Source organism: Chromatiales bacterium 21-64-14, assembly GCA_002255365.1.
In the GTDB taxonomy this organism is placed as follows: Bacteria; Pseudomonadota; Gammaproteobacteria; order 21-64-14; family 21-64-14; genus 21-64-14.
Map to the genome: position 1 here is coordinate 1 of NCBI01000037.1, position 21,584 is coordinate 21,584.

Below are 21,584 nucleotides of genomic sequence, written 5' to 3' on the forward strand. Positions count from 1 at the left end.
ACCGCACTGAAAGGCCAATTCTTGCGGCTAATGACACCTCCACAGCCCAACCCGCACCGGAGCTGTGCATAAACCAGGCCAGGGACACGCCCAGCGCTGCCGGGATGTTGGCGCTGGCGCCGGCATGCGCGCAGCGGGTCAGGCCCCTGACCCAGAGAGTCCCGCAACCGACAGCGCGCCAGGCGAACCTCGATAATTCGGCACACCACGCGTCCGGGCGGGGTCGCCCTCCCCCCCCCAGGATCCCGGTGGCGCACCCACGGGCCAGCCGCGTCCACGCTCGGCAGTGCGTCCCGACCGTGGTTTGCACCGGCGACCGACCAATATTCATTCGTCGTCCCGACGTGCGGCCAAGCCCGCGAATCCGCCGTCCCAATCCACCGTGAGCGTGAATTCGATGGGGCGGCAGCACACGGGACAATCCTCCACGTAACACTGGCCGCCGGCACTGCAGTCCGCCAGGGTTTCGAACGGCGCCCCGCAGTAGGGACACTCAACCCGCACTGGTTCGATCAACGGAATCCTCCCGGGGCATGAAGAACATCAGCAAATCATTGAGGAACCGCCGGCCCTGCTCCGTGGGTGTCACCCGTTCGGGCCCCACCGCCACCAACCCGGCCGCGGCGGCCCCCGCCAAGGGCCCCGCCACCGCCGCAAACGGCAGGCCGGTGCGGGCCTCGAACAAGGCCGCCGGGAATCCCCCGGTCAGGCGCAGGGCATTCATCATGAACTCCAGAATCAGGTCGCCGGAATCCAAACGCCGTTCCTCCGCCAAGGGCTCGCCGTCCGCGGCCCGGGATAAGTAGTCGCGGGGCTGACGCGGCTTCCAGCGCCGGTTCACGGTCCAGTCCGGCAGCTCCGTGCGCTTGCCGTGGGCGCCGGCCCCGATCCCGATATAGTCCCCGAACTCCCAGTAATTGACGTTGTGACGGCAGCGCCGTCCCGGTCGGGCGTAGGCGGAAACCTCGTACTGCGGGAAGCCGGCCTCCGCCAGTTGCATCTGACCGGACCGTTGCATCGTCCACACGGAGTCGTCTCCGGGTAACGCTGGCGGATATCGATGAAAGCGGGTGTTGGGCTCCAGCGTAAGCTGGTACAGGGAAATATGGGTGGGAGACAGGGCGCAAGCGGTGCGCACGTCGTCCTGGGCCTCTTCGAGTCGCTGGCCCGGCAACCCGTACATAAGATCCAGGTTGAAATTGTCGAAGCCAGCGCGGTGGGCCTCCTCCACGGCGGCGAGGGCCTCGGCGCGCCCGTGGATACGGCCCAGCGCCGGCAAGAGCCGGGACTGAAAGCTCTGGACCCCGATCGACAGACGGTTCACACCGGCCGCCCGCAGCTCCGCAAAGCGTCCGTGTTCCACGGTTCCCGGGTTCGCCTCCAGGGTGACCTCGATTTCACCGGCACCGGGCAGGCGTGCCACCACGCCTTCCAGCAGCCGGTTCACCGCGGCGGCGGAAAACAGGCTCGGCGTACCGCCGCCGATGAACACGCTGACCAGTGATCGGCCCGCCACTGCCGCCGCCTCCTGGTCCAAATCCGCCAACAGGGCGTCCACGTAGGCGGCCTCCGGGAGCGCGCCCCGAACTTCGTGCGAGTTGAAGTCACAATAAGGGCACTTGCGCACGCACCAGGGCAGGTGCACGTAGAGCGCCAGGGGTGGGAGCGCGGGTCGCGGCATCGGGTGCGCAGGCTCGGATTAGGAAACTCCCCCGAGTGTACCAGCGCGGTGAGGGCGAGGGGTCGTACGTCAGCGCGGGGCGGCACCGGCCTGGGCGCGCCAGTACGCCGCTAAGCGCGGGTCGGCCTTCACACCGAGTAGCCCCCGGTCGTAGATGTGGGCCAGAGCGGTCATGGCGTGGCGGTTCCCGTTGCGCGCAGACGCCCGCAGCCAGTACAGGGCCTTGTCGGCATTCCTGGGCACGTCCCACGCGCCGCTCTCGTAACGCAGTCCGAGTTCATACTGGGCGGCGGGATCCCCAGCCTTTGCGTGACGGGTCAATACCTCGGCGGACTGCTGGAAGGTCAGGCTGCTGTCCTGGCCCAGCTCCTCCATGAGGTGCAGGAGTTTCACCGCGTCGGACTGTCCCTGAGCCGCGGCCCGACTCAGCCAAGTGCTCCCCCGCTCCAGGTTCTCGGGCACTCCGTAGCCGTCCCGGTACATCTTCCCGATCTCATACTGGGCGTCCCGATCCCCCTGTTCCGCGGCGCGGGTCAACCACTGCGCGGCCTCCTTGGGATCCCGGCTCACCCCGTACCCCTTCAACAGGGCCTCACCAAGCCGCCGTTGGGCCTCACGGTTGCCGCTCCGGGCGCTGCGCCGCCACCAGTAGACCGCGTGGGCCGGATCGCGGGCCACCCCTTCACCCTGAGCATAGAGCTTGCCCAGCTCCAACTGCGCGTAGGGATGCCCATCGCGGGCCGCCCGCCGTAACCAATAGACCGCACGGACTGGGTTACGGGTGAGTCCGTAGCGGCCTTCGAGATACCCCAGGCCGAGCAGCAACTCGGCACCGGTGTTGTCGTGGTGGGCGCCGCTGCGGATCGCCGGCAGATCCGCCGCCGCGGGATCCGCGGCCTGGGCCGATGCGCCCGCCAGTGCCAGCCAGAGTGCTACGAGGATCCGGGATCCAAGGTTTCCGATCGTCCAGATCCGTGACCATCGGCTCCCAACCCGGATGCACGCCCCCGGCAGGCCGCGCGTGCAGGCACGCCGAAACGCGGCGAAGCGCTGGGGATCCAGGGAAAGTTCCATCGTAGACCGCCTATTCGCTAGGGGCGTTGACCGCCCGCGACCCGAGGTCGAGGGCGCGCACCAACTGGCGCAGGGCCTGGCCGCGATGGCTCATCCGGTTCTTCACCTCCGCCGGCAACTGGGCGGCGGAGCAACCCCGGTCGGGGACCCAGAACACCGGGTCATAGCCAAAACCGTTGTCCCCCACAGGGGCCGTCAGGATGCTTCCCTCCCAGGTCCCCTGACAGATCAGCGGCGTCGGATCATCTGCGCAGCGTAGATACACCATCAGGCATTGGAACCGCGCGCTGCGGCGCGGTTCGGCCACCTCTGCCAAGTCCATCAGCAGTTTGTCCAGGTTCTCACGGTCCCCGGCGCGGGCCCCGGCATAGCGCGCCGAATAGATCCCCGGGGCACCGCCCAGGGCATCCACCTCCAGCCCCGAGTCGTCGGCGATGGCCGCCAAACCGGTGTGGCGCGCCGCGTGGCGTGCCTTGAGGATCGCGTTCTCGACGAAGCTAAGACCGGTCTCCTCCGCTTCCGGTACCCCGAACTCGGATTGGGGCACAACGGTCAGCGCACGTCCGGACAAGAGCTCGTTGAATTCCCGAACCTTGCCGGGATTGTTGCTGGCGAGAATCAGGGTGGACATGGGACGCGGGCCGGGGGGCTTAGCCCTGTGCCAGCGCTTCCCGCTGGCGCTCCAGCACGCTCCGGGTACCGGTGCGGGCAAGTTCCAACATCGCCAGCAGCTCCTCCATGCGGAAGGCGTGACCCTCGGCGGTGCCCTGGATCTCCACGAAGGCCCCAGCGTCGTTCATCACCACGTTCATGTCGGTCTCCGCCTGGCAATCCTCGGCATAATCCAGGTCCAGTACCGGGAGCCCCTGATGGATACCCACCGACACGGATGCCACCATCCCGTGGATCGGACTGCGGGTGAGGCGTCCGGCGCGGACCAGATGTTCGGCGGCATCCACCAGCGCTACATAGGCGCCGGTGATGGCGGCGGTCCGGGTCCCGCCGTCCGCCTGGATCACGTCGCAATCCAGGGTGATGCTGCGCTCCCCGAGGGCCTCCAAGTCCACCACCGCCCGCAGTGCGCGCCCGATGAGCCGCTGGATCTCCTGGGTACGACCACCCTGGCGACCGCGCGCCGCTTCCCGCGCCGTGCGCTCGCCGGTGGCCCGGGGCAACATCCCGTACTCCGCGGTTACCCAGCCCTTGCCCCGGCCACGCAGGAACGGCGGCACCCGCTCCGCCACACTGGCGGTGCACAGCACCCGGGTATCGCCAAATTCCACCAGCACCGAACCTTCCGCATGCCGGGTGTAATGGCGGGTAAGGCGCACGGCGCGCAGTTCGTCGGTGGCTCGACCACTCGGGCGCATGGATTCTCCTCGGCGGGCCAGTCAAACGGGCGCACAGTATACCCCAGCCAGCGCAGGGGCGGGGCCGCCCTATCCCTACCGCCACCGCAGCGCCAGGACACTCACGTTGTCGCTGTGGGGATGCGCCGCGCGCACCGCCTCCGCGCCCAGAGCCGGCAGGATTCCCCCGAGCGGCGCGGTGTCTCGCAGACCCGCCAGGATCCGGGATTCCGGCAATGCGAGCAGGCCATCGGAGCACAGCAGTAGCAAGTCGCCGGGCGCCAGGCCGGGGCCTGAACCCGATTCCGGCGTGGGCGTCTGGTCCCCGCCCAGGGCGCGGGTCACTTGGTGGCGCAGTGGGTGATGGCGCCGTTCCTCAGCACTGATGGAGCCGAGCTGGTAGAGTTCCTCGGCGGCGTTGTGGTCCCGGGTGCGCAACCACGTGCCGTCGTTGCGCAGCAGATAAAGGCGGCTGTCGCCCACGTAGGCCCAGTCCACCCCGCCGCGCGCGACGCGCGCCGCGATGCATGTGGTATGCGGCGCCACCGGCGGGGACACGGCGCGGCCCTGCGCCACCACCTCGGAGTGGGCCTCAAGCAGGGCATCGTGCAAGAACCCTGCGGAGCCCGCGCGCGACGGCGCCGCGTCCTGGAACATCCGCATCACGCACTGCACCGCCGCCGCCGCCGCCAGTTCCCCCCGGGGGTGACCACCCATGCCGTCCGCCAGCACCATCAGCAGATTCTGATCGCGGACCCGCCATCCCAGCCGGTCCTGATTCTGGCCCCGATCCCCGCGCAAGCTTACATGGGCGATGTCATAGTCCGTCATGCGGTCACCGGCTGTTCCGCGGGCGCTTGCCGCCCGCATACTCCCGCGCTCGTGCAGCCCCGCGGCGTTCACGATCCGGCACGTTCCGCGCCATTTCCCTGCGCCGGGGAGAAAGCTTACCATTGGCCGCTCACGGGCCGGTATGCCCGCGGTTCCCGATAAGAGGCCCGCATGATCTGCAGTATGACGGCGTACGCGCGGTGTGAACGGCAGGAAAAAGCCGGGCTGCTGGCCTGGGAGTTACGCAGCGTGAACCACCGCTACCTGGAAATGTCCCTGCGCATCCCCGACGAATTCCGTGGGCTGGAGAACCAAGCTCGGGATGCGGTGAAAAGCGCCTTGCGACGGGGCAAATTGGATGCGACCCTGCGCTTCGAACCGGCCCCGGAGATGCGCCCGGCACTGTCCGTGGACCACGAACTGGCGGCACGCCTGGTGCAGATCAGTCGCGAGGTGGATGGACTGCTGTTCAACTCGGCGGCGGTGAACTCCCTGGACATCCTGCGCTGGCCCGGGGTATTGCAGGTAACGCGTCCGGACTTGGAACCGCTCCATGCGCATGCCCTGGCATTGCTGCAGGAAACCCTGGAGGATCTGGTGAAATCACGCGCGCGGGAAGGGGCCCAGCTGCGCGACGTCGTCCTTCAACGTTGCGACGCCTTGGAGGCATTTCTGCCGGTGGTACGCCAGAACCTGCCCGCAGTACTGGAGGGCTACCGGCAACGGCTGCACAAACGTCTGGCGGAACTGGATGTGGGCGTGGATGCCGGCCGGCTGGAACAGGAAGTGGCCCTAGTGGGCCAGCGCATGGATGTGGACGAGGAACTGGACCGGCTTGCCATGCACTTGGGCGAGGTCCGGCGGGTGTTGGCACAGGATGAGGCGGTGGGCCGGCGGCTGGACTTCCTGATGCAGGAGTTGAACCGGGAGGCCAATACCCTGGCGTCCAAGTCGGTGGACGGGGAGGTCACCCGGGCGAGCGTAGAGATGAAGGTCCTGATCGAACAGATGCGGGAACAGATTCAGAATATCGAATAAGATGGCAACGTACGGCAGGGCTGGCACAACGCACCGGCGGGTGGCGGAACATGGCCGTGGCCCTCGATGCCGACTCCTTCGACGGAAACAGACGTAGTGAATCCTCACCATCCCCACGCCGCACCGGCGCGCGGCACCCTCTACATCGTCTCGGCGCCGTCGGGCGCCGGCAAGACCAGTCTGCTCAAGGCCCTCACGGACGCCGGCCCGGAACTGGCAGTGTCGATATCCCACACCACGCGTGCGCCGCGCCCGGGGGAACAGGACGGGGTACACTATCACTTCGTGGATCCGGAGACCTTCGCGGCCATGGAGGCTGGGGGCCAATTCCTGGAGCATGCCACGGTGTTCGACCATCGCTACGGCACCTCCCGGGACCATGTCCTCGCGCAGCTCGACCGCGGGACTGACGTGATCCTGGAAATCGACTGGCAGGGCGCGCGACAGGTGCGCGCCACCTTACCGGACACCGTAGGCGTCTTCATCCTACCGCCTTCCCGGCAGACCCTGGAACAGCGGCTGCGCGCCCGGCGCCAGGACAGCGACGTGGTGATCCAGCGACGGATGCGCGACGCGGTACGCGAGATGTCGCACCACAGCGAATACGATTATCTGGTCATCAACGACGAGTTCCAGCGCGCGCTCCAGGACCTGCAGTCCATCTTTCGCGCCCACCGTCTGGGCCACGCGCACCAAGCCCCGCGCTGGGACGCGCTGATCCGGGAGCTACTGGCGTAACAGGTGTTTTTTCGCTATAGTCTCGAGTCCCTTTCGGGGGCTGGATCTATCAGGAGCAGGCATATGGCCCGCGTCACCGTAGAAGACTGTCTCGACAAGGTCGACAACCGCTTCCAACTGGTGCTGGTGAGCACCAAACGCGCGCGCCAGCTCGCGCGCGGCGCCGACGCCCTGGTGGAGTGGGAGAACGACAAGCCTACGGTGGTTGCGCTGCGAGAGATCGCCGCTGGCGAGATCACTGCTGCCAACGTGGACGAAGTCGGCAAGATCCCCGTCGAAACGCCTGAAGACGAACTTGCGGAACTGCTTCAGCAGGCAGACGCGCTCGAGGCACCCCTTACCGCCACGGTGGACGAGGAGGATGCCATCCCGGCGGACGCCGCCGGGGATGTCCTGCCTGCCGACCCCGAAGCCGCTAGCGGCGCAAGTCCGCCTGCGAGTGACGCCGGACCAGACGACCTCTGATCCCGGAGGCGCGGATCGCGCCACCCTCTCCAGCACCTGCTCCGCGGTCCCGAGTAACGCCGCTTCCGGGGCCTGGACAGTTGGCCTATGATGGGTCGACCAGACCCGATCACGCCCCCGGTCGGCGCCCGGGGGCGCCCTGACTCCGGACCCTGCGCGATGTCCAAGTCTCCTACCCTGGCCAACTCCCAAGCCGACCCCCCGGTCGATGCAACGCCGCGGTTTCTGATCAGCGATCTGTGCGACATCCTGGACGGCTATCTGGAGCCGGATCAGGTCAAGGACGTCTACACCGCGTACCTATTCGGCGCCGAGGCCCACGAAGGCCAGAAGCGGCGCAGCGGTGAACCCTACATCTTTCACCCCCTCGCAGTGGCCAAGATCCTGGCCGAGATGCGCATGGACCACCAGAGCGTCATGGCGGCCGTATTGCACGACGTCATCGAGGACACCCAGACTCTGAAGGGACAACTCGCCCGGGAATTCGGCGAGGAAGTAGCGGAACTGGTGGATGGCGTCAGCAAGCTGGCCCAGATCGAGTTCCAGTCTCAGGCCGAGGCCCAGGCGGAGAACTTCCGCAAGATGCTCCTGGCCATGGTCAAAGACATTCGGGTCATTCTCATCAAGCTCGCCGACCGGCTGCACAACATGCGTACCTTGTGGGCGTTGAACCCCGACCGGCGCCGCGCCATCGCCCGGGAGACCCTGGATATCTACGCCCCCATCGCCAACCGCCTGGGGATGAATACCCTGCGCGTCGAGTTGGAGAACCTGGGTTTTGCCGCGCTCTATCCCGTGCGCCACCGGATCCTCAGCGAGGCGGTGCGCAAGGCACGCGGCAACCGCAAAGAGGTCTTGCGCAAGATCGAAACCGCCATCAAACGCCGCATACGCCAGGAGGACCTCCCCGGCCGCGTGGCAGGGCGCGAGAAACACCTCTACAGCATCTACCAAAAGATGCGCAACAAAGCACTGCCCTTCAACGAGGTATTTGACGTCTACGCGTTTCGGATCATCGTCGATACGGTCGACACCTGTTACCGGGCGCTGGGGACGATGCACAATCTGTACAAACCGGTGCCGGGGCGTTTCAAGGACTACATCGCGATACCGAAGTCCAACGGCTACCAGTCCCTGCACACGGTGCTGTTCGGACCCTACGGCGTGCCCATCGAGATTCAGATCCGCACCGAAGACATGGACAAAGCCGCTGAATCCGGGATCGCCGCCCACTGGCTGTACAAGACCGGCGACCAACGGGGCACCCCGCAGATGCGCGCTCGGGAGTGGCTGCACGGCGTGCTGGAACTCCAGAAGAACGCGGGGAATTCTCTGGAATTCCTGGAACACGTGAAGATCGATCTGTTCCCGGACGAGGTCTATGTGTTCACGCCCAAGGGGGAAATCCTGAAGCTGCCGCGCAATGCTACAGCGGTGGACTTCGCCTACGCGGTGCATACCGACGTGGGCAAGCGCTGTGTGGCGGTAAAGATCGACCGGCGCCTCGCACCACTGCGCACGCAGCTGTCCAACGGCCAGACTGTGGAAATCATCACCGCCCCCGGGGCGCGGCCGAACCCCGCGTGGCTCAATTTCGTGACCACCGGCAAGGCACGTTCCAACATCCGTAATTATCTAAAGAACCTCCAGCACCAGGAGGCGGTGCAGTTGGGCCGCCGGCTGCTGGATTGGGCACTGGCCGGTTTCCAGATGTCGGTCGACGACCTCCCGGAGGCGGCACTACAGGCACTGCTGGCAGAGTTCAACCTGAAGACCCTGGACGACCTGCTGGCAGACATCGGGCTCGGTAACCGGATCTCCTCCCTGGTGGCGCGCCGCCTGACCCCGGGGGACGCGGTGGGCAGCGTACCGGAAGCGCACCCCCACCCCCTGGCCATCAAGGGCTCGGAGGGTATGGTGATCACCTTCCCGAAGTGCTGTCATCCGATCCCTGGAGACTCGATCCTCGGCTTCCTGAGCGCCGGACGCGGCATCGTGGTCCATACCGGAACTTGCAAGAACGTGGCGGAGTTCCGCAAACGCCCCGAAAAGTGGATCGATGTGGAATGGGAGCGGGCCACGGAAGGGGAGTTCCCGGTGGAGGTGCGGGTGGACGTGGCCAACCAACGCGGCGTGCTGGCCACCATCGCCGCCGTGGTCGCGGAGATGGGCTCGAATATCGAGAACGTAAGACTGGAGGAACGCGACGGCATGACCAGCATGATGACCCTGGTGATCGATGTGCGCGACCGCCGCCATCTGGCACGCATCATGCGCCGTATCCGTGCCATGGACTCGGTGATGCGCATCGTGCGCACCCGCGGCTGAGCCACGGCACCCCGCCGAACCCGACCGGCGCCGGCCCGCACAACCTGCAAGCAGAACAGGAGCAGACATCCATGACACGAGAGATTATCCACACCGACCGGGCGCCGCGGGCGATCGGGCCCTACTCGCAGGCGGTAAAGTGCGGCTCCACCATCTACCTGTCGGGGCAGATCGCACTGGTGCCGGAGACCATGGAGCTGGAGGCCGGGGATGTGGAGGCGCAGATCCGCCGTGTACTGGACAACCTGAAGGCAGTGGCCGAGGCCGCCGGCGCGACCCTGCAGGACGTGGCCAAACTCAACGTCTACCTGACCGACCTGTCCCACTTCCCGGCGGTCAACCAGATGATGAGCGAATATTTCCGGGAACCGTTTCCGGCGCGGGCGGCGGTCGGCGTCGCTGCGCTGCCCCGGGGCGCCGCCGTGGAAATGGACGCGGTGCTGGAACTCGACCGCTAACCGCGGCCGCTCCTGCCCGCCGTGGAACGCAATGCCCTGCACCCCGGCCATCGGAACCCACCCGACACCGCGCCGGGCCTTGATGGGACACCGGTCACCGCCCTGCGCGGCGTCGGGCCACGGGTAGCAGAACGCCTGGCGCGGCTCGGCATCCACACGGTGCAGGACCTGCTGTTTCATCTCCCGCTGCGCTACCAGGACCGCACCCGGGTGGCGCCCATCGGCGGCCTACGGCCCGGCGACTCAGCCGTGGTGGACGGCGAGGTGGTGCTCACCGAGCTCGCCCGGGGGCGCCGGCGGATGCTGCTGTGCCGCCTCAGCGACGGCACCGGCGCCCTGACCCTGCGCTTCTTTCACTTCAACGCCCAACAGCAGGCGGCACTGGAACGAGGCCGGCGGGTGCGCTGCTACGGCGAGGTGCGCTCCGGCGCGGTCACGTTGGAGATGGTGCACCCGGAGTACCACGTGCTCGGCGCGGACACCCCGGACCCGGCGCAGGATCACCTGACTCCGGTGTATCCCACCACTGAGGGACTGCACCAGATCCGGCTGCGCGACCTCACCGATCAGGCCCTGGATCACATGGCCGGCAGCGCCGCGGCGCTGGTGGAATGGTTGCCGACGGAGGTACTGCGCCAGTTCAAACTGCCGTCTCTGCCGGCGGCGGTCCGCTATGTCCACCGGCCGCCACCGGAGGCTCCGCGCGCAACCCTTGAGGCAGGACTACACCCGGCCCAGCGGCGGCTGTCCTTCGAGGAACTGTTGGCTCATCACCTCAGCCTGCGCCGCCTGCGCGAGGACGTACGCCGTCAGCCGGCGCCCGCCCTCGCCGCGGCGGGCAGACTCGGACGCGCCCTGCGCGAGCGTCTGCCCTTTGTCCTCACCGGCGCCCAGGAACGGGTGCTGGCGCAGGTCCTGGAAGATTTGGCGCAAGGCGCGCCGATGCTGCGGCTGGTCCAGGGAGACGTGGGCTGCGGCAAGACCGTGGTGGCCGCCCTCGCCTGCCTGCAGGCGGTAGAGTCGGGCTGGCAGGCGGCAGTGATGGCGCCCACCGAGCTGCTGGCGGGACAGCACTATCGCAACTTCCATACGTGGTTGGAGCCCCTGGGGGTAACGGTGACCGCGCTGATGGGGCGCCAGACCAGCCGCGCCCGCGCCGCGCACCTGGAAACCATCCGTGCCGGGCACGCGGCAGTGGTGGTGGGCACCCATGCCCTGTTTCAGGACCCGGTGCACTTCCCGCGCCTGGGGCTGGTGGTGATTGACGAGCAACACCGCTTCGGGGTGCACCAGCGTCTCGCGTTGCGGGAGAAGGGACGCCGGGACGGACTGTGCCCCCACCAGTTGATCATGACTGCTACCCCGATTCCGCGCACCCTGGCCATGACCGCCTACGCCGATCTGGACCACTCCGTCATCGACGAGCTGCCGCCGGGACGCACGCCGGTGCGCACTGTGGTGATCCCGGACGCGCGCCGGGACGAGGTGGTCCAACGGGCACGCAATGCCTGTAGCGCCGGCCGCCAAGCCTATTGGGTCTGCACCCTGATCGAGGAGTCAGAGGTACTCCAGGCCCAGGCCGCGGCCGACACCGCCGCCACCCTGGGCGAGCAGCTGCCGGAGCTGCGCATCGCCCTGGTCCATGGACGGATGAAGGACCGGGAAAAAGAACAGGTCATGGCAGGGTTCAAGGCCGGCGCGGTGGACCTGCTGGTGGCCACCACGGTGATCGAGGTGGGGGTCGACGTGCCCAACGCCAGCCTCATGATCGTCGAGAACGCTGAACGCCTGGGCCTGTCGCAACTGCACCAACTGCGCGGACGGGTGGGCCGGGGCAGCCAGGACAGCAGCTGCGTACTCCTGTATCACGGGACCTTGTCAGAGACCGCACGCCAACGCTTGGCCGCCTTGCGCGAGACCCACGACGGCTTTGAGATCGCGCGTCGCGACTTGGAGTTGCGCGGCCCCGGCGAGGTCCTGGGAACCCGCCAGACCGGTATGCTCCAGTTTCACATCGCCGACCTGATGCGCGACCGGGACCTGCTACCGGCAGTCGAACAGGCAGCGGCCCTGCTCCTGGAGCGCTGCCCCAAGCACGCCATCCCACTGATCCGCCGCTGGTTACGCGAGGGGGTCCAGTATGGGGAGGTGTGAATGGCGGAGCGGGCGATACACCGCGCTGCCCCGGGGCAGCGGTGCCGCATCAGCGCTACCCCCATGCGGTATACTCTGCGTCCGCCGCCGCGCCGCTCCGGTTCCCCGCGCGGTCGCTATGCGCCGGATGCATCGCGCTTGCGCGCCGGGGGCGGTGCATGGAGCCTGGCCGGCGGGGCCCCCCACCCTGAGACCCGGGAATCAGGAACCAGTGACTTGAAACTCCCCGACGAACCCGTCTGGCGCACGCCGGCAGGGCCGCTGCGCGCCCACCTTCCCCAGGGACTGCGGGAATGGCTGCTGCCCACCTCCTCACTGACCCACCGTCTGGAGCGCGTGTGCGGAACCGGTTTCGCGGTGCGGGTACTGACCCAGGGATGGGCGCCGGTACTGGTGGATGAGGCGCGTGCCCTGGGCCTCGGCCCGGGGCGGCGCGCCTTTGTGCGCCAAGTGCAGCTCCTGTGCAACGGCACCCCGTGGGTATTTGGCCGCACGGTGATCCCGGCCCGCGCCCTGCACGGCGGGCCGCGGCGTTTGACCCAGTTGGGAAACACACCCCTCGGCGCGGTCCTGTTCGCGGATCCCAGCCTGCGCCGCGACTCCGTGGAACTCGCCCGCATCAATCCACCCCACCGCCTGTTCAAGCACGTCCTCGGCGGGACGGCGCCCGGGGCGCCCGCGTTGTGGGGGCGCCGGTCGCGCTACCGGATCGGCGGCAAGGCGCTACTGGTAACCGAGGTCTTCCTGCACGGGACCCTCCTGCCGGCGCCGGTGGAGCCACTGTCCCGAACCCTGAGCGGGCGCAATGGGAATCATCATGCGCACTAAACTGGACACCGCATTCCTGCTGGAGCGCTTGGTCCAATATCTGCGGCTGATGCGTTTCCACCGCCCGATCGGCATCCTGCTGCTGCTGTGGCCGACTCTGTGGGCTTTATGGATTGCCGGCACCGGCCATCCGCAACCTCATCTGGTGGTGATCTTTGTCCTGGGGGTCGTGGTCATGCGCGCCGCCGGGTGCATCATCAATGACTTCGCGGACCTGGAATACGATCCCCATGTACGCCGCACCCGGGACCGGCCACTGGCCGCCGGGCGGGTATCCGTGGGCGAAGCCATGGCCCTGTTCGCCGTGTTGTGCGTCACCGGGTTTACCCTGGTGCTGTTCACCAATCGCCTGACCATCCTGCTCTCCCTGGTGGGAATCGTGCTGGCGGTCACCTACCCGTTCATGAAGCGTTATACCTATCTGCCCCAGATCTATCTGGGGGCGACGTTCGGCTGGGCAATCCCCATGGCGTTCGCCGCGCAGACCGGCGGCCTGCCCCGGATCACTTGGCTGCTGTTCCTGGGCAACGTGCTGTGGTCCACGATCTACGACACCCTGTATGCCATGGTGGACCGGGAGGACGATCTCAAGATCGGTGTGAAATCCACCGCGATCCTGTTCGGGGAGGCGGACCGGGCGATGGTCGGTCTGCTGCAGCTGCTGCTGATCGTGGACCTGGTGCTGGTGGGCCAGCAGGCCTCCCTCGGCGCCTGGTACTACGCCAGCGTCGCGGTCGCCGCCGGTCTCGCCGTGTATCACCAGTATCTGATTCGTCGCCGCGACCCGGAAGCATGCTTCCGGGCATTTCTCAACAATCACTGGCTGGGGATGACGGTCTTCATAGGCATCGCGGCGGACTACCTGAGCCGCTGAAGATCCGCCGCGGCGTTCAACGCACCATGGCCGCCGCGGGAATCGTCCACTGCTCCACCGCCAGGCGCACCTGCAGGCGTCCGTTGTAGGCCCGCAGCCGGGTCGGGAGTTCGATCCCGGCCACCCGCCGGTAAGCCGCGACATCCACGTCCCAACCCGACTGGCGGAAGCCGGCGATGCGCCCATCGGAACCGAGCCGCAGGCGGTAGTCCGGCCCGGGTTGCGGAACGCCACGTACCCAGTAACCCAGGGCCTGGACCGGCAAATGCCAGCCCAGGTGATCAGCCAACAGGGTCGCGGCGTCCGCGGCCTGGTAATGCTCCCCACGGGAAGTGGACAACTCCACACCGCCGGGGCCGCCGCGTAACAGCGCCGAACCCTGGCCGAGGGGGCCCACGAACCGGATCCGATAGGCAGCGCCCTGCTCGCGCCAACGCAGACTGGCGGTCCACGCGTGATCCCCGGCCTGGATCCCGATGCGCCCGGCCAGCGACCAATCCACCAGCGCCTGCACCGCGGTGATATGCGTGGCCGGCGCCGGTGCGGGTCCCCGCAGCGGCGGTGGTGCGGTGGCGCAGGCCCCCAGGCCCACGCACAGAATCAGCCACGCACACCGCTTCACGGAGCAAAGCGCTTCATCACGTTCTGAAGGGCCTCGTTGTCGGGATGATCCTTCAGGGCACCCTTCCAGACCTTGCCCGCCGCGGCATGATCGCCACTGACCCACAGCACCTCGCCAAGATGCGCCGCGATCTCCGCATCACCGCTCGCATTCAGGGCGCGCCGCAGGTAACTCAAGGCCTGGGGGTAATGCTTCAGGCGGTACTGTACCCATCCCATGCTGTCGAGGATCGCCGGGTCGTCGGGACTGAGTTGGAGGGCCTTCTGGATATAGCCCAGCGCCTCCTGATAGCGGGTGGTACGGTCCGCCAGGGTATAGCCAAGGGCGTTGAGGGCTTGGGCGTTGGCTGGATCCCGCTCGATGATGAGAGTCAGGTCCCGCTCCGCACGGCCCAGCTGACCGAGGTGTTCCGCGATCAGCGCCCGGCCATAGAGCAGGTCGCTGTTGTCCGGATATTCGCCGAGGGCGTGGTTGTATACCGCCATGGCATCCTGATAACGCTTGACCTCCCGCAGGATCTGCGCCTCCGCCAGGTACACGCGCAGCGCAGCGGTTGGATACTGTTGGCGCAAATCGTCGAGCCGCTGCCGGGCAGCAGGAACATCGCCCCCCAGCGCCAGGATCTGCGCAATTCGGATCTGGGCCTCGAACCGCAGTTCACCGTGGTCCACCTGGGCATATTCCGTTACCGCCGCCTGGTAGTCTTTCTGGGACTCCGCGATGCGGCCCAGGTAATAATGGGCCTCGTTGGCCCGCTGACCGAGCTTGAGCAGCCGCTCCATATATCGGTGGGCATCGTCGAGATGGCCGGCATCCACCGAGAGCAGCCCCAAGGCATAGAGTACATCGCCATCGTCCGGATGCTGGCGGAGTAACACGCGGAACTGCCGGGTAGCCGCTGGCAGACGGCCCGCCTGCAACAACAGGCGCGCATACGCAAGGCGCAGACCCCGGTCGTCGGGGTGTACGTCAACGGTATGGTCCAAATCCTTGAACGCTGCATCCGTGTCTCCCTGGCGGATCCGGACCTCGGCACGCAGCAGCGCCGCCTGGGGCCAGTCCTTGCGCAGCACGAGTGCGCGGTCCGCCTCGGCGCCGGCAAGATCCAATTGACGGGCCAGGAATGCGACCCGGCCCAGTGCCAAATGCGCCTGCGCGTTATCGGGATGACGCGCCACCAGTGCCTTGAGGACCCGGATCGCGGGTGCCTTGTCGGGTTCTCCGGCCAGCGCCCCCACGGCGCGAGCGAACGCCAGTTGCCCCGCAGCGCCGGGGGCCGCGACGAGCCGGTCCAGTTGCGCCAACGCCTCCTGTTCCTGGCCGGCACGCAACGCCAGCACCGCCGCCACCTCCCGGGCCGTCAGGTTGTCCGGCTCCAGGGCGAGCCAGCGCTCCGTCGCCTTGAGTCCGACCGCATCCCGGTGCGCGAAACCCGCAATCCGGGCGGCCGTCTCGGCGACCCGCGGATCTTTCGTCTCCATGGCGGCGTCCAGGTACTGCGTTGCCGCCACGTCCGCCCGGCCGCGCTGGGCCGCGATATCGCCAGCCAACAGGTGGTAGAGCAGCGGCCCGGTGAGGGGGGCGGGCGGCAGGACGCGCGGTGGTGGTGTAGCCGCGGCGGGCGCGGCGGTGGGAGCCGCTGCACGGTGGAGCCCGGGCAACCCGGCGCATCCCGCCAGGGCCAGGGCACCAAAAACGGCGAGTGCCGCCCGTCCCCGGTGCGTCCGGACCCGCACGCCATCCAGCGACGGGCATCCGGTTGATCTGCCAAGCTGCGTCATCGTCACCCTCTCCATCCTATTTCTATGCCGTTACGCGCGGTTCTGCTATCTTGGGACATGGCGTCTCCGCGACAGATGTGGTAATTCCTCCCCCCACATTTCGGACTTCTTTCCGTTTGACTTGATGGCATGCCATTGCTCGCTTTGGGGCTCAACTACCGTACCGCTCCTGTGGACATCCGGGAACGGGTGGTTTTCGAGGAGCAGGTCCTCCATCAGGCCCTGCGCCAGCTGCGCTCCGTGGCCGGGGTCACCGAGGCCGCCATCCTCTCCACCTGTAACCGCACCGAGGTGTATTGCGGGCTGGAGGGACCGGACGGCGCGTCCGTGCTGGAGTGGCTGCGTGGCTATCATAAGCTTCCCAGCGGGCAAATCGAGCCCTACATTTATATCCACCCCGGACGCGCGGCGGTAGGGCATGTGATCCGGGTGGCCGCCGGGTTGGATTCCATGATTCTGGGGGAGCCCCAGATCTTGGGGCAAATGAAGGACGCCTATCAGGTAGCGGCCCGCGCCGGGACCGTGGGCCCCGTGCTGGGCAAGCTGTTCCAGCATACCTTCTCGGTGGCGAAACAGATCCGCACCGACACCGCCATCGGAGCGAGCCCGATCTCCGTCGCGTTTGCGGCGGTCCGCCTCGCGAAACAGATCTTCGGGGATCTCTCCCAGCGGACCGCCATGATGATCGGTGCCGGCGAGACCATCGAACTTGCGGCGCGACACCTGCACGAGAATCACATCGGGCGTCTCATCGTAGCCAACCGCAGTCCGGAGCGGGCCCATGGCTTGGCGGCGCAGTTCCGCGGCTACGGCATCGGGCTCCACGAACTCCCCAACCACATCGCGGAGGCGGACATCGTATTCGCCTCCACCGCCAGCGCGCTTCCGGTCCTCGGCAAGGGCACCGTGGAGCGGGCGCTGAAAGTCCGCAAGCACCGTCCCATGTTCATGGTGGATATCGCGGTGCCGCGGGACATCGAGCCGGAAGTGGGGGAACTTCCGGATGTATATCTGTACACGATAGACGATCTTAGGGACGTGATCCAGGAAAATCTCCAGTCTCGCAAAGAGGCCGCGATACAAGCGGAGGAGATCATCGAATACCAAGTCACCCGGTTCATGGAATGGTTGCGTTCGCTGGACGCGGTCGCCACGATCCGTGCCTGCCGCGGCAAACTCGAGCACGCCCGGGAGCTGGCGTTGGTCAAGGCCCGTCATCAGCTGTCCCTGGGAAAGGATCCCTACGAGGTCATGGAGCTGCTCGCGCATACCCTTACCAACAAGCTGCTCCATCACCCGAGCATCCGGCTGCGCCAAGCGGGCAGCGAAGGACGCACGGAGTTGATCGAACTCGCGCGGGAACTGTTCGACCTGCAAGACCCGGACACCTGATCCGATGAAGGAATCCACCTACGCCAAGCTCGAACACCTGGTGGAACGTCATGAAGAGCTGGAGGCCCTGCTCTCCAACGCGGACACCGTGGCCGATTCGGATCGCTTCCGGGACCTATCCCGGGAATACTCCCAGCTCACCCCGTTGATCCGCACCTTTCGCGACTATCGGCGGGTCCTGCAGGAACTGGATGCGGCCCGTGAGATGCTCAAGGACCGCGACCTGGAGGTGCGCGCGCTGGCCCTCGAGGAACGCGAGTCCGCCGAGGCACGGCGCGGCGGGTTGGAAGAAGACCTGAAGCGGTTATTACTACCCCGGGATCCCCATGATGAACGCAACCTGTTCCTGGAGATCCGCGCCGGCACCGGCGGGGATGAGGCCGCCCTGTTCGCCGGCAACCTGCTGCGGATGTATTCCCGTTACGCGGAGCAGCGGCGCTGGCAGGTAGAGGTCATCAATGAGCATGGCGGGGAACACGGTGGCTACAAGGAGGTGATCCTGCGAGTCGCGGGACAGGGCGCCTATTCACGCTTGAAGTTCGAGTCCGGCGTGCACCGGGTGCAGCGGGTACCCGAGACCGAATCCCAGGGGCGCATTCATACCTCCGCCTGCACCGTGGCGGTGTTGCCGGAGGTGGCGGAGATCGAGGCGGTGGCGATCAATCCGGCGGAGTTGCGGGTGGATACCTACCGGGCCTCGGGGGCCGGCGGACAACACGTGAACAAGACCGATTCCGCGGTGCGCCTCACGCACCTGCCCACCGGGATCGTGGTGGAGTGCCAAGACGAACGCTCCCAGCACAAGAATCGTGCACGTGCCCTTGCGCTGTTGCAGGCCAAGCTGCTGGCCGCGGAACAGGAGCGCCAGACACGGGAGCAGGCCCAGACCCGCCGGCTGCTGGTCGGTACCGGCGACCGCTCCGAGCGGATCCGCACCTACAACTATCCCCAGGGACGGATCACCGACCACCGCATCAATCTCACCCTGTACAAGCTGGAAGGGGTTTTGGAAGGGGATCTGGACCCGATCATCGACCCGTTGATCAGTGAACACCAGGCGGACCTGTTGGCGGCCACGGGGGAATGACGACGTGGGGCGCCACCGCCGCGGCTCCGTGCAGGCGCATGGCGCGATGAGCAACGCGGATCCCCCCGGGACTCCCGACACCAGCACCATCGGCGGCCTGCTCGCCGCGGCCTGCGCACAACTCGCGCCGGCGCATTCCACCGCAAGGCTGGACAGCGAGGTGCTGCTGGCTCATGTTCTGGGGTGCCCACGCAGCCGTCTGTGGGCCTATCCTGAACGGCGCCCCGCACGCGGCCAAACCGCACGTTTCCGGGCCCTGGTGGCGCGCCGCCTGACCGGGGAGCCGGTGGCCTATCTCACCGGGACGCGGGAATTCTGGTCCCTGCCCCTGCGGGTCACCCCCGACACCCTTATTCCGCGCCCGGAGACCGAGGATCTGGTGGAACTGGCCCTGGAGCGGATCCCCGCTGACACCCCGACCCTGGTCGCGGACCTGGGCACTGGAACCGGCGCCATCGCCCTGGCCATCGCCCGGGAACGGCCCCGGGCCCGGTTGGTCGCCACCGAACGCGACGCGACGGTGCTGGCCGTCGCACGCGCGAATGGCCTACATCTGGGCATCGCCAATATCGAGTATCGGACCGGCGACTGGTGCGCTGCGCTCTCCCCCGGGGCACGCTACCGGCTGGTGGTGAGCAACCCTCCGTACATACCCACCGGGGATCCGCACTTGGCGCAGGGAGACGTGGCGTTCGAGCCCGGCACCGCACTGGCCGCGGGCCCCGACGGCCTGGACGCGATCCGCCGCATCGCCGCCCAGGCCCGCGATTTCCTGGAGCCCGGCGGCGGCCTGCTGTTGGAGCATGGTTACGACCAGGGCGACACGGTCTGCCGCCTGCTGGCCACCCTCGGCTATCAGGACGTCGAGGATCACTGGGACGCGGCGGGACAGCCCCGGGTGACGGTCGCCATATGGGTACCCGCGACCGGGCCCCGCGAGACTTGATTCCGCCCCACGCCGGGTTAGGATCGTGGAACACCAATGAGCACCGCGCCCGTGCGTGGCGCAGAGACCCGCCCCCGCGATCCTGCCGCGATGGATGATGATCAACTACTGCGGTACAGCCGCCAGATCCTCCTGCCCCAGGTGGGGATCGAAGGACAGGAACGGCTCCGTGCGTCCCGGGTCCTGATCATCGGCGTCGGGGGGCTGGGCTCGCCGGCCGCTCTGTACTTGGCCGCCGCCGGCGTGGGGCACTTGGTGATCGCGGACCCGGACCGGGTGGAGTTGTCCAATCTGCAGCGCCAGATCCTGCACCGCACCACGGACGTGGGGCACCTCAAGGTGGACTCGGCACACAGTGCCCTGGCGGCCCTCAACCCGCTGGTAGAAATCACCTCCCTGCCCCAACGCCTAACCGGCGATGGCCTGCTCGAACAGGTCCGCCAGGCGCAGGTGGTGGTGGACGCCAGCGACCAGTTCGCGACCCGGTTCGAGGTAAACGCCGCCTGCCTGAGCGCCGCCGTCGCGCTGGTGTCCGGCGCCGCCATCCGCATGGAAGGTCAGGTCGCGGTGTTCCGGGCGGACCGCGGCGGCGGACCCTGCTACCGCTGCCTGTACCCGGAGGCCGGAACGGAAACGGAACGTTGCAGCGAGAGCGGCGTGTTCCCGCCCCTGGTGGGTGTCATCGGCAGCCTGCAAGCGGCCGAGGCATTGCAGGTGCTGCTGCACCGGGAGGCGCCCCTGCAAAACCGCCTGCTGCTGGTGGACTTGGCGGTGGGGGAGTGGCGTACCCTCGACGTGCCGCGTGATCCCGACTGCCCCGCATGCGGGACGCGCGGCTGATGGCGCCGGTCACCCTGCCCCGCCCGCTGGTCAACCAGCTGCTGCAACAGGCCCAGCGGCACCCCGACCACGCCGCCTGGGGTCTGATCGGTTCCCGGGACGGGCAACCTACCCGCTGTTATCCGGCGCAGCGCCGCGCGCGCCCCGGCGCCCTGCACGCCCCGGACACCCGGGACGAGGGCGTGTTCGCCGTCTACCACTCTCATCCCGCCCCGCACGGCGCGCCACGCGCCGCCGAACTCGCCGCCACCGGGCACCCCGGCGTGCTGCACCTGATCATCTCCCTGGGTACGCGCGGCGTGCTGGAGATGCGCGGGTTCCGGCTGCGCGATGGGCTCACCGAGGAAGTCGCCCTGGAGGTCGGTCCGGGGACCGGCGCGGCGCAGGGGTACTGAAAGACCGGCCGTGAATCGGCGGCACGGGCGCGCAATTCGCACCGGCCTATCGCCGTGGCCACCGCTGCGCACGGACGGAAACCGCGCGCCCGGAGTCTGTCGGACTTAGGACCGTTCTCCCACCTTGCTCGCTACGATCGCCTAAGTCCGACAGAGTCCTAGCCGTCGAGCTTCTTTTTGAGCAGTTCGTTGAGCTGCGCGGGGTTGGCCTTGCCCTGGCAGGCCTTCATGACCTGTCCCACGAAGAAGCCGAACAGCTTGTCCTTGCCCGCGCGGTATTGTTCCAGTTGCTTGGGATTGGCCGCCAACACCTGGTCAATGATCGGTTCGATGGCCCAGCTATCGGTGATCTGCCGCAGCCCGCTCTGCTCGATGATCTCATCGGCATCCCCGGCGCCGTTCCACAGGCCCTCGAAGACCTGCTTGGCGATCTTGCCGGAGATGGTCTGGTCCAGGATGCGCCGCAGCATGGCGCCCAATCGTGCCGCGCTGACCGGCGTGGCGGTGATCTCCAGCCCGGCCTTGTTCAAGGCACCGGCCAGATCCCCCATCACCCAATTGGCGGCGAGCTTGGGATCGCTGCCCGCGGCCTGCACGGTAGCCTCGTAGTAGTCGGCCAGTTCGCGGCTCGCGGTGAGCACGCCGGCATCATAGGCGGGCAGGCCGTACTGAGTGATGAACCGCGCGCGCTTCTGGTCCGGCA

Annotated in this window: 22 protein-coding genes; 13 read left to right on the forward strand and 9 right to left on the reverse strand. The window is 67.6% G+C overall.

What is annotated here, in order from left to right; translation table 11 throughout:
* Positions 1-327: 327 nt before the first annotated feature.
* The 6 genes from B7Z66_13115 to B7Z66_13140 form a co-directional block, all read right to left on the reverse strand.
* Complete coding sequence (locus B7Z66_13115) at positions 328-516, reverse strand: restriction endonuclease (protein ID OYV75365.1); 189 nt, start codon at positions 514-516, stop codon at positions 328-330.
* Entirely contained in the window at positions 494-1,681 is a 1,188-nt protein-coding gene (locus B7Z66_13120; GenBank protein OYV75366.1) for a YggW family oxidoreductase, read from the reverse strand. Before B7Z66_13120 ends, B7Z66_13115 begins: the two co-directional genes overlap by 23 nt.
* Before the next feature lie 69 nt (positions 1,682-1,750).
* On the reverse strand, positions 1,751-2,755 hold the full coding sequence (locus B7Z66_13125; protein OYV75367.1) for a hypothetical protein: 1,005 nt from the start codon (positions 2,753-2,755) through the stop codon (positions 1,751-1,753).
* Between the two features lie 10 nt (positions 2,756-2,765).
* A complete protein-coding gene (locus tag B7Z66_13130; GenBank protein ID OYV75368.1) occupies positions 2,766-3,386 on the reverse strand; it encodes a non-canonical purine NTP pyrophosphatase, RdgB/HAM1 family in 621 nt (206 codons plus the stop codon).
* A 19-nt stretch (positions 3,387-3,405) separates the two neighbouring features.
* The gene (locus B7Z66_13135; protein ID OYV75369.1) at positions 3,406-4,125 is read right to left on the reverse strand and encodes a ribonuclease PH; all 720 of its coding nucleotides are present in this window, start codon (positions 4,123-4,125) and stop codon (positions 3,406-3,408) included.
* Positions 4,126-4,200: 75 nt separating this feature from the next.
* Positions 4,201-5,058, reverse strand: coding sequence for a hypothetical protein (locus tag B7Z66_13140; GenBank protein OYV75370.1), 858 nt, complete (start codon positions 5,056-5,058; stop codon positions 4,201-4,203).
* Between the two features lie 48 nt (positions 5,059-5,106).
* Here B7Z66_13140 and B7Z66_13145 point away from each other — a divergent pair, with 48 nt between their 5' ends.
* The 8 genes from B7Z66_13145 (at position 5,107) to B7Z66_13180 (ending at position 13,818) form a co-directional block, all read left to right on the forward strand.
* Positions 5,107-5,973, forward strand: coding sequence for a YicC family protein (locus B7Z66_13145; protein ID OYV75371.1), 867 nt, complete (start codon positions 5,107-5,109; stop codon positions 5,971-5,973).
* Positions 5,974-6,039: 66 nt separating this feature from the next.
* Entirely contained in the window at positions 6,040-6,711 is a 672-nt protein-coding gene (locus B7Z66_13150) for a guanylate kinase (protein ID OYV75372.1), read from the forward strand.
* A 63-nt stretch (positions 6,712-6,774) separates the two neighbouring features.
* Entirely contained in the window at positions 6,775-7,176 is a 402-nt protein-coding gene (locus tag B7Z66_13155; GenBank protein OYV75373.1) for a DNA-directed RNA polymerase subunit omega, read from the forward strand.
* 159 nt (positions 7,177-7,335) lie between these two features.
* Complete coding sequence (locus B7Z66_13160) at positions 7,336-9,504, forward strand: bifunctional GTP diphosphokinase/guanosine-3',5'-bis(diphosphate) 3'-diphosphatase (GenBank protein ID OYV75374.1); 2,169 nt, start codon at positions 7,336-7,338, stop codon at positions 9,502-9,504.
* 71 nt (positions 9,505-9,575) lie between these two features.
* A complete protein-coding gene (locus tag B7Z66_13165) occupies positions 9,576-9,962 on the forward strand; it encodes a reactive intermediate/imine deaminase (protein ID OYV75375.1) in 387 nt (128 codons plus the stop codon).
* A 36-nt stretch (positions 9,963-9,998) separates the two neighbouring features.
* Positions 9,999-12,116, forward strand: a complete 2,118-nt coding sequence (locus tag B7Z66_13170; protein ID OYV75383.1) for an ATP-dependent DNA helicase RecG — start codon at positions 9,999-10,001, stop codon at positions 12,114-12,116.
* Positions 12,117-12,944 carry a hypothetical protein gene (locus B7Z66_13175; GenBank protein ID OYV75376.1) on the forward strand — a complete coding sequence of 276 codons (828 nt, stop codon included), beginning with the start codon at positions 12,117-12,119 and terminating at the stop codon, positions 12,942-12,944.
* The gene (locus tag B7Z66_13180; protein ID OYV75377.1) at positions 12,922-13,818 is read left to right on the forward strand and encodes a 4-hydroxybenzoate polyprenyltransferase; all 897 of its coding nucleotides are present in this window, start codon (positions 12,922-12,924) and stop codon (positions 13,816-13,818) included. The genes B7Z66_13175 and B7Z66_13180 overlap by 23 nt, the downstream gene beginning before the upstream one ends.
* Positions 13,819-13,834: 16 nt before the next feature.
* Here the strand turns inward: B7Z66_13180 and B7Z66_13185 are convergent, their stop codons facing one another.
* Positions 13,835-14,545 carry an outer membrane lipoprotein LolB gene (locus tag B7Z66_13185; protein OYV75378.1) on the reverse strand — a complete coding sequence of 237 codons (711 nt, stop codon included), beginning with the start codon at positions 14,543-14,545 and terminating at the stop codon, positions 13,835-13,837.
* Positions 14,437-16,176, reverse strand: coding sequence for a hypothetical protein (locus B7Z66_13190; GenBank protein OYV75379.1), 1,740 nt, complete (start codon positions 16,174-16,176; stop codon positions 14,437-14,439). The genes B7Z66_13185 and B7Z66_13190 overlap by 109 nt, the downstream gene beginning before the upstream one ends.
* A 174-nt stretch (positions 16,177-16,350) precedes the next feature.
* Here B7Z66_13190 and B7Z66_13195 point away from each other — a divergent pair, with 174 nt between their 5' ends.
* From B7Z66_13195 to B7Z66_13215, 5 genes are all read left to right on the forward strand, one after another.
* Positions 16,351-17,613: a glutamyl-tRNA reductase gene (locus B7Z66_13195; protein ID OYV75380.1), complete on the forward strand. Its 1,263-nt coding sequence runs from the start codon at positions 16,351-16,353 to the stop codon at positions 17,611-17,613.
* A gap of 4 nt (positions 17,614-17,617) precedes the next feature.
* Positions 17,618-18,700 carry a peptide chain release factor 1 gene (locus tag B7Z66_13200; GenBank protein ID OYV75381.1) on the forward strand — a complete coding sequence of 361 codons (1,083 nt, stop codon included), beginning with the start codon at positions 17,618-17,620 and terminating at the stop codon, positions 18,698-18,700.
* Between the two features lie 46 nt (positions 18,701-18,746).
* Complete coding sequence (locus B7Z66_13205) at positions 18,747-19,646, forward strand: protein-(glutamine-N5) methyltransferase, release factor-specific (protein OYV75384.1); 900 nt, start codon at positions 18,747-18,749, stop codon at positions 19,644-19,646.
* Between the two features lie 90 nt (positions 19,647-19,736).
* Positions 19,737-20,486, forward strand: a complete 750-nt coding sequence (locus B7Z66_13210) for a hypothetical protein (GenBank protein ID OYV75385.1) — start codon at positions 19,737-19,739, stop codon at positions 20,484-20,486.
* Complete coding sequence (locus B7Z66_13215; protein OYV75386.1) at positions 20,486-20,881, forward strand: hypothetical protein; 396 nt, start codon at positions 20,486-20,488, stop codon at positions 20,879-20,881. Before B7Z66_13210 ends, B7Z66_13215 begins: the two co-directional genes overlap by 1 nt.
* 158 nt (positions 20,882-21,039) lie before the next feature.
* Here B7Z66_13215 and gatB read toward each other — a convergent pair.
* The coding region (gatB, locus tag B7Z66_13220) for an aspartyl/glutamyl-tRNA amidotransferase subunit B (GenBank protein ID OYV75382.1) at positions 21,040-21,584 on the reverse strand (545 nt) is incomplete at its 5' end.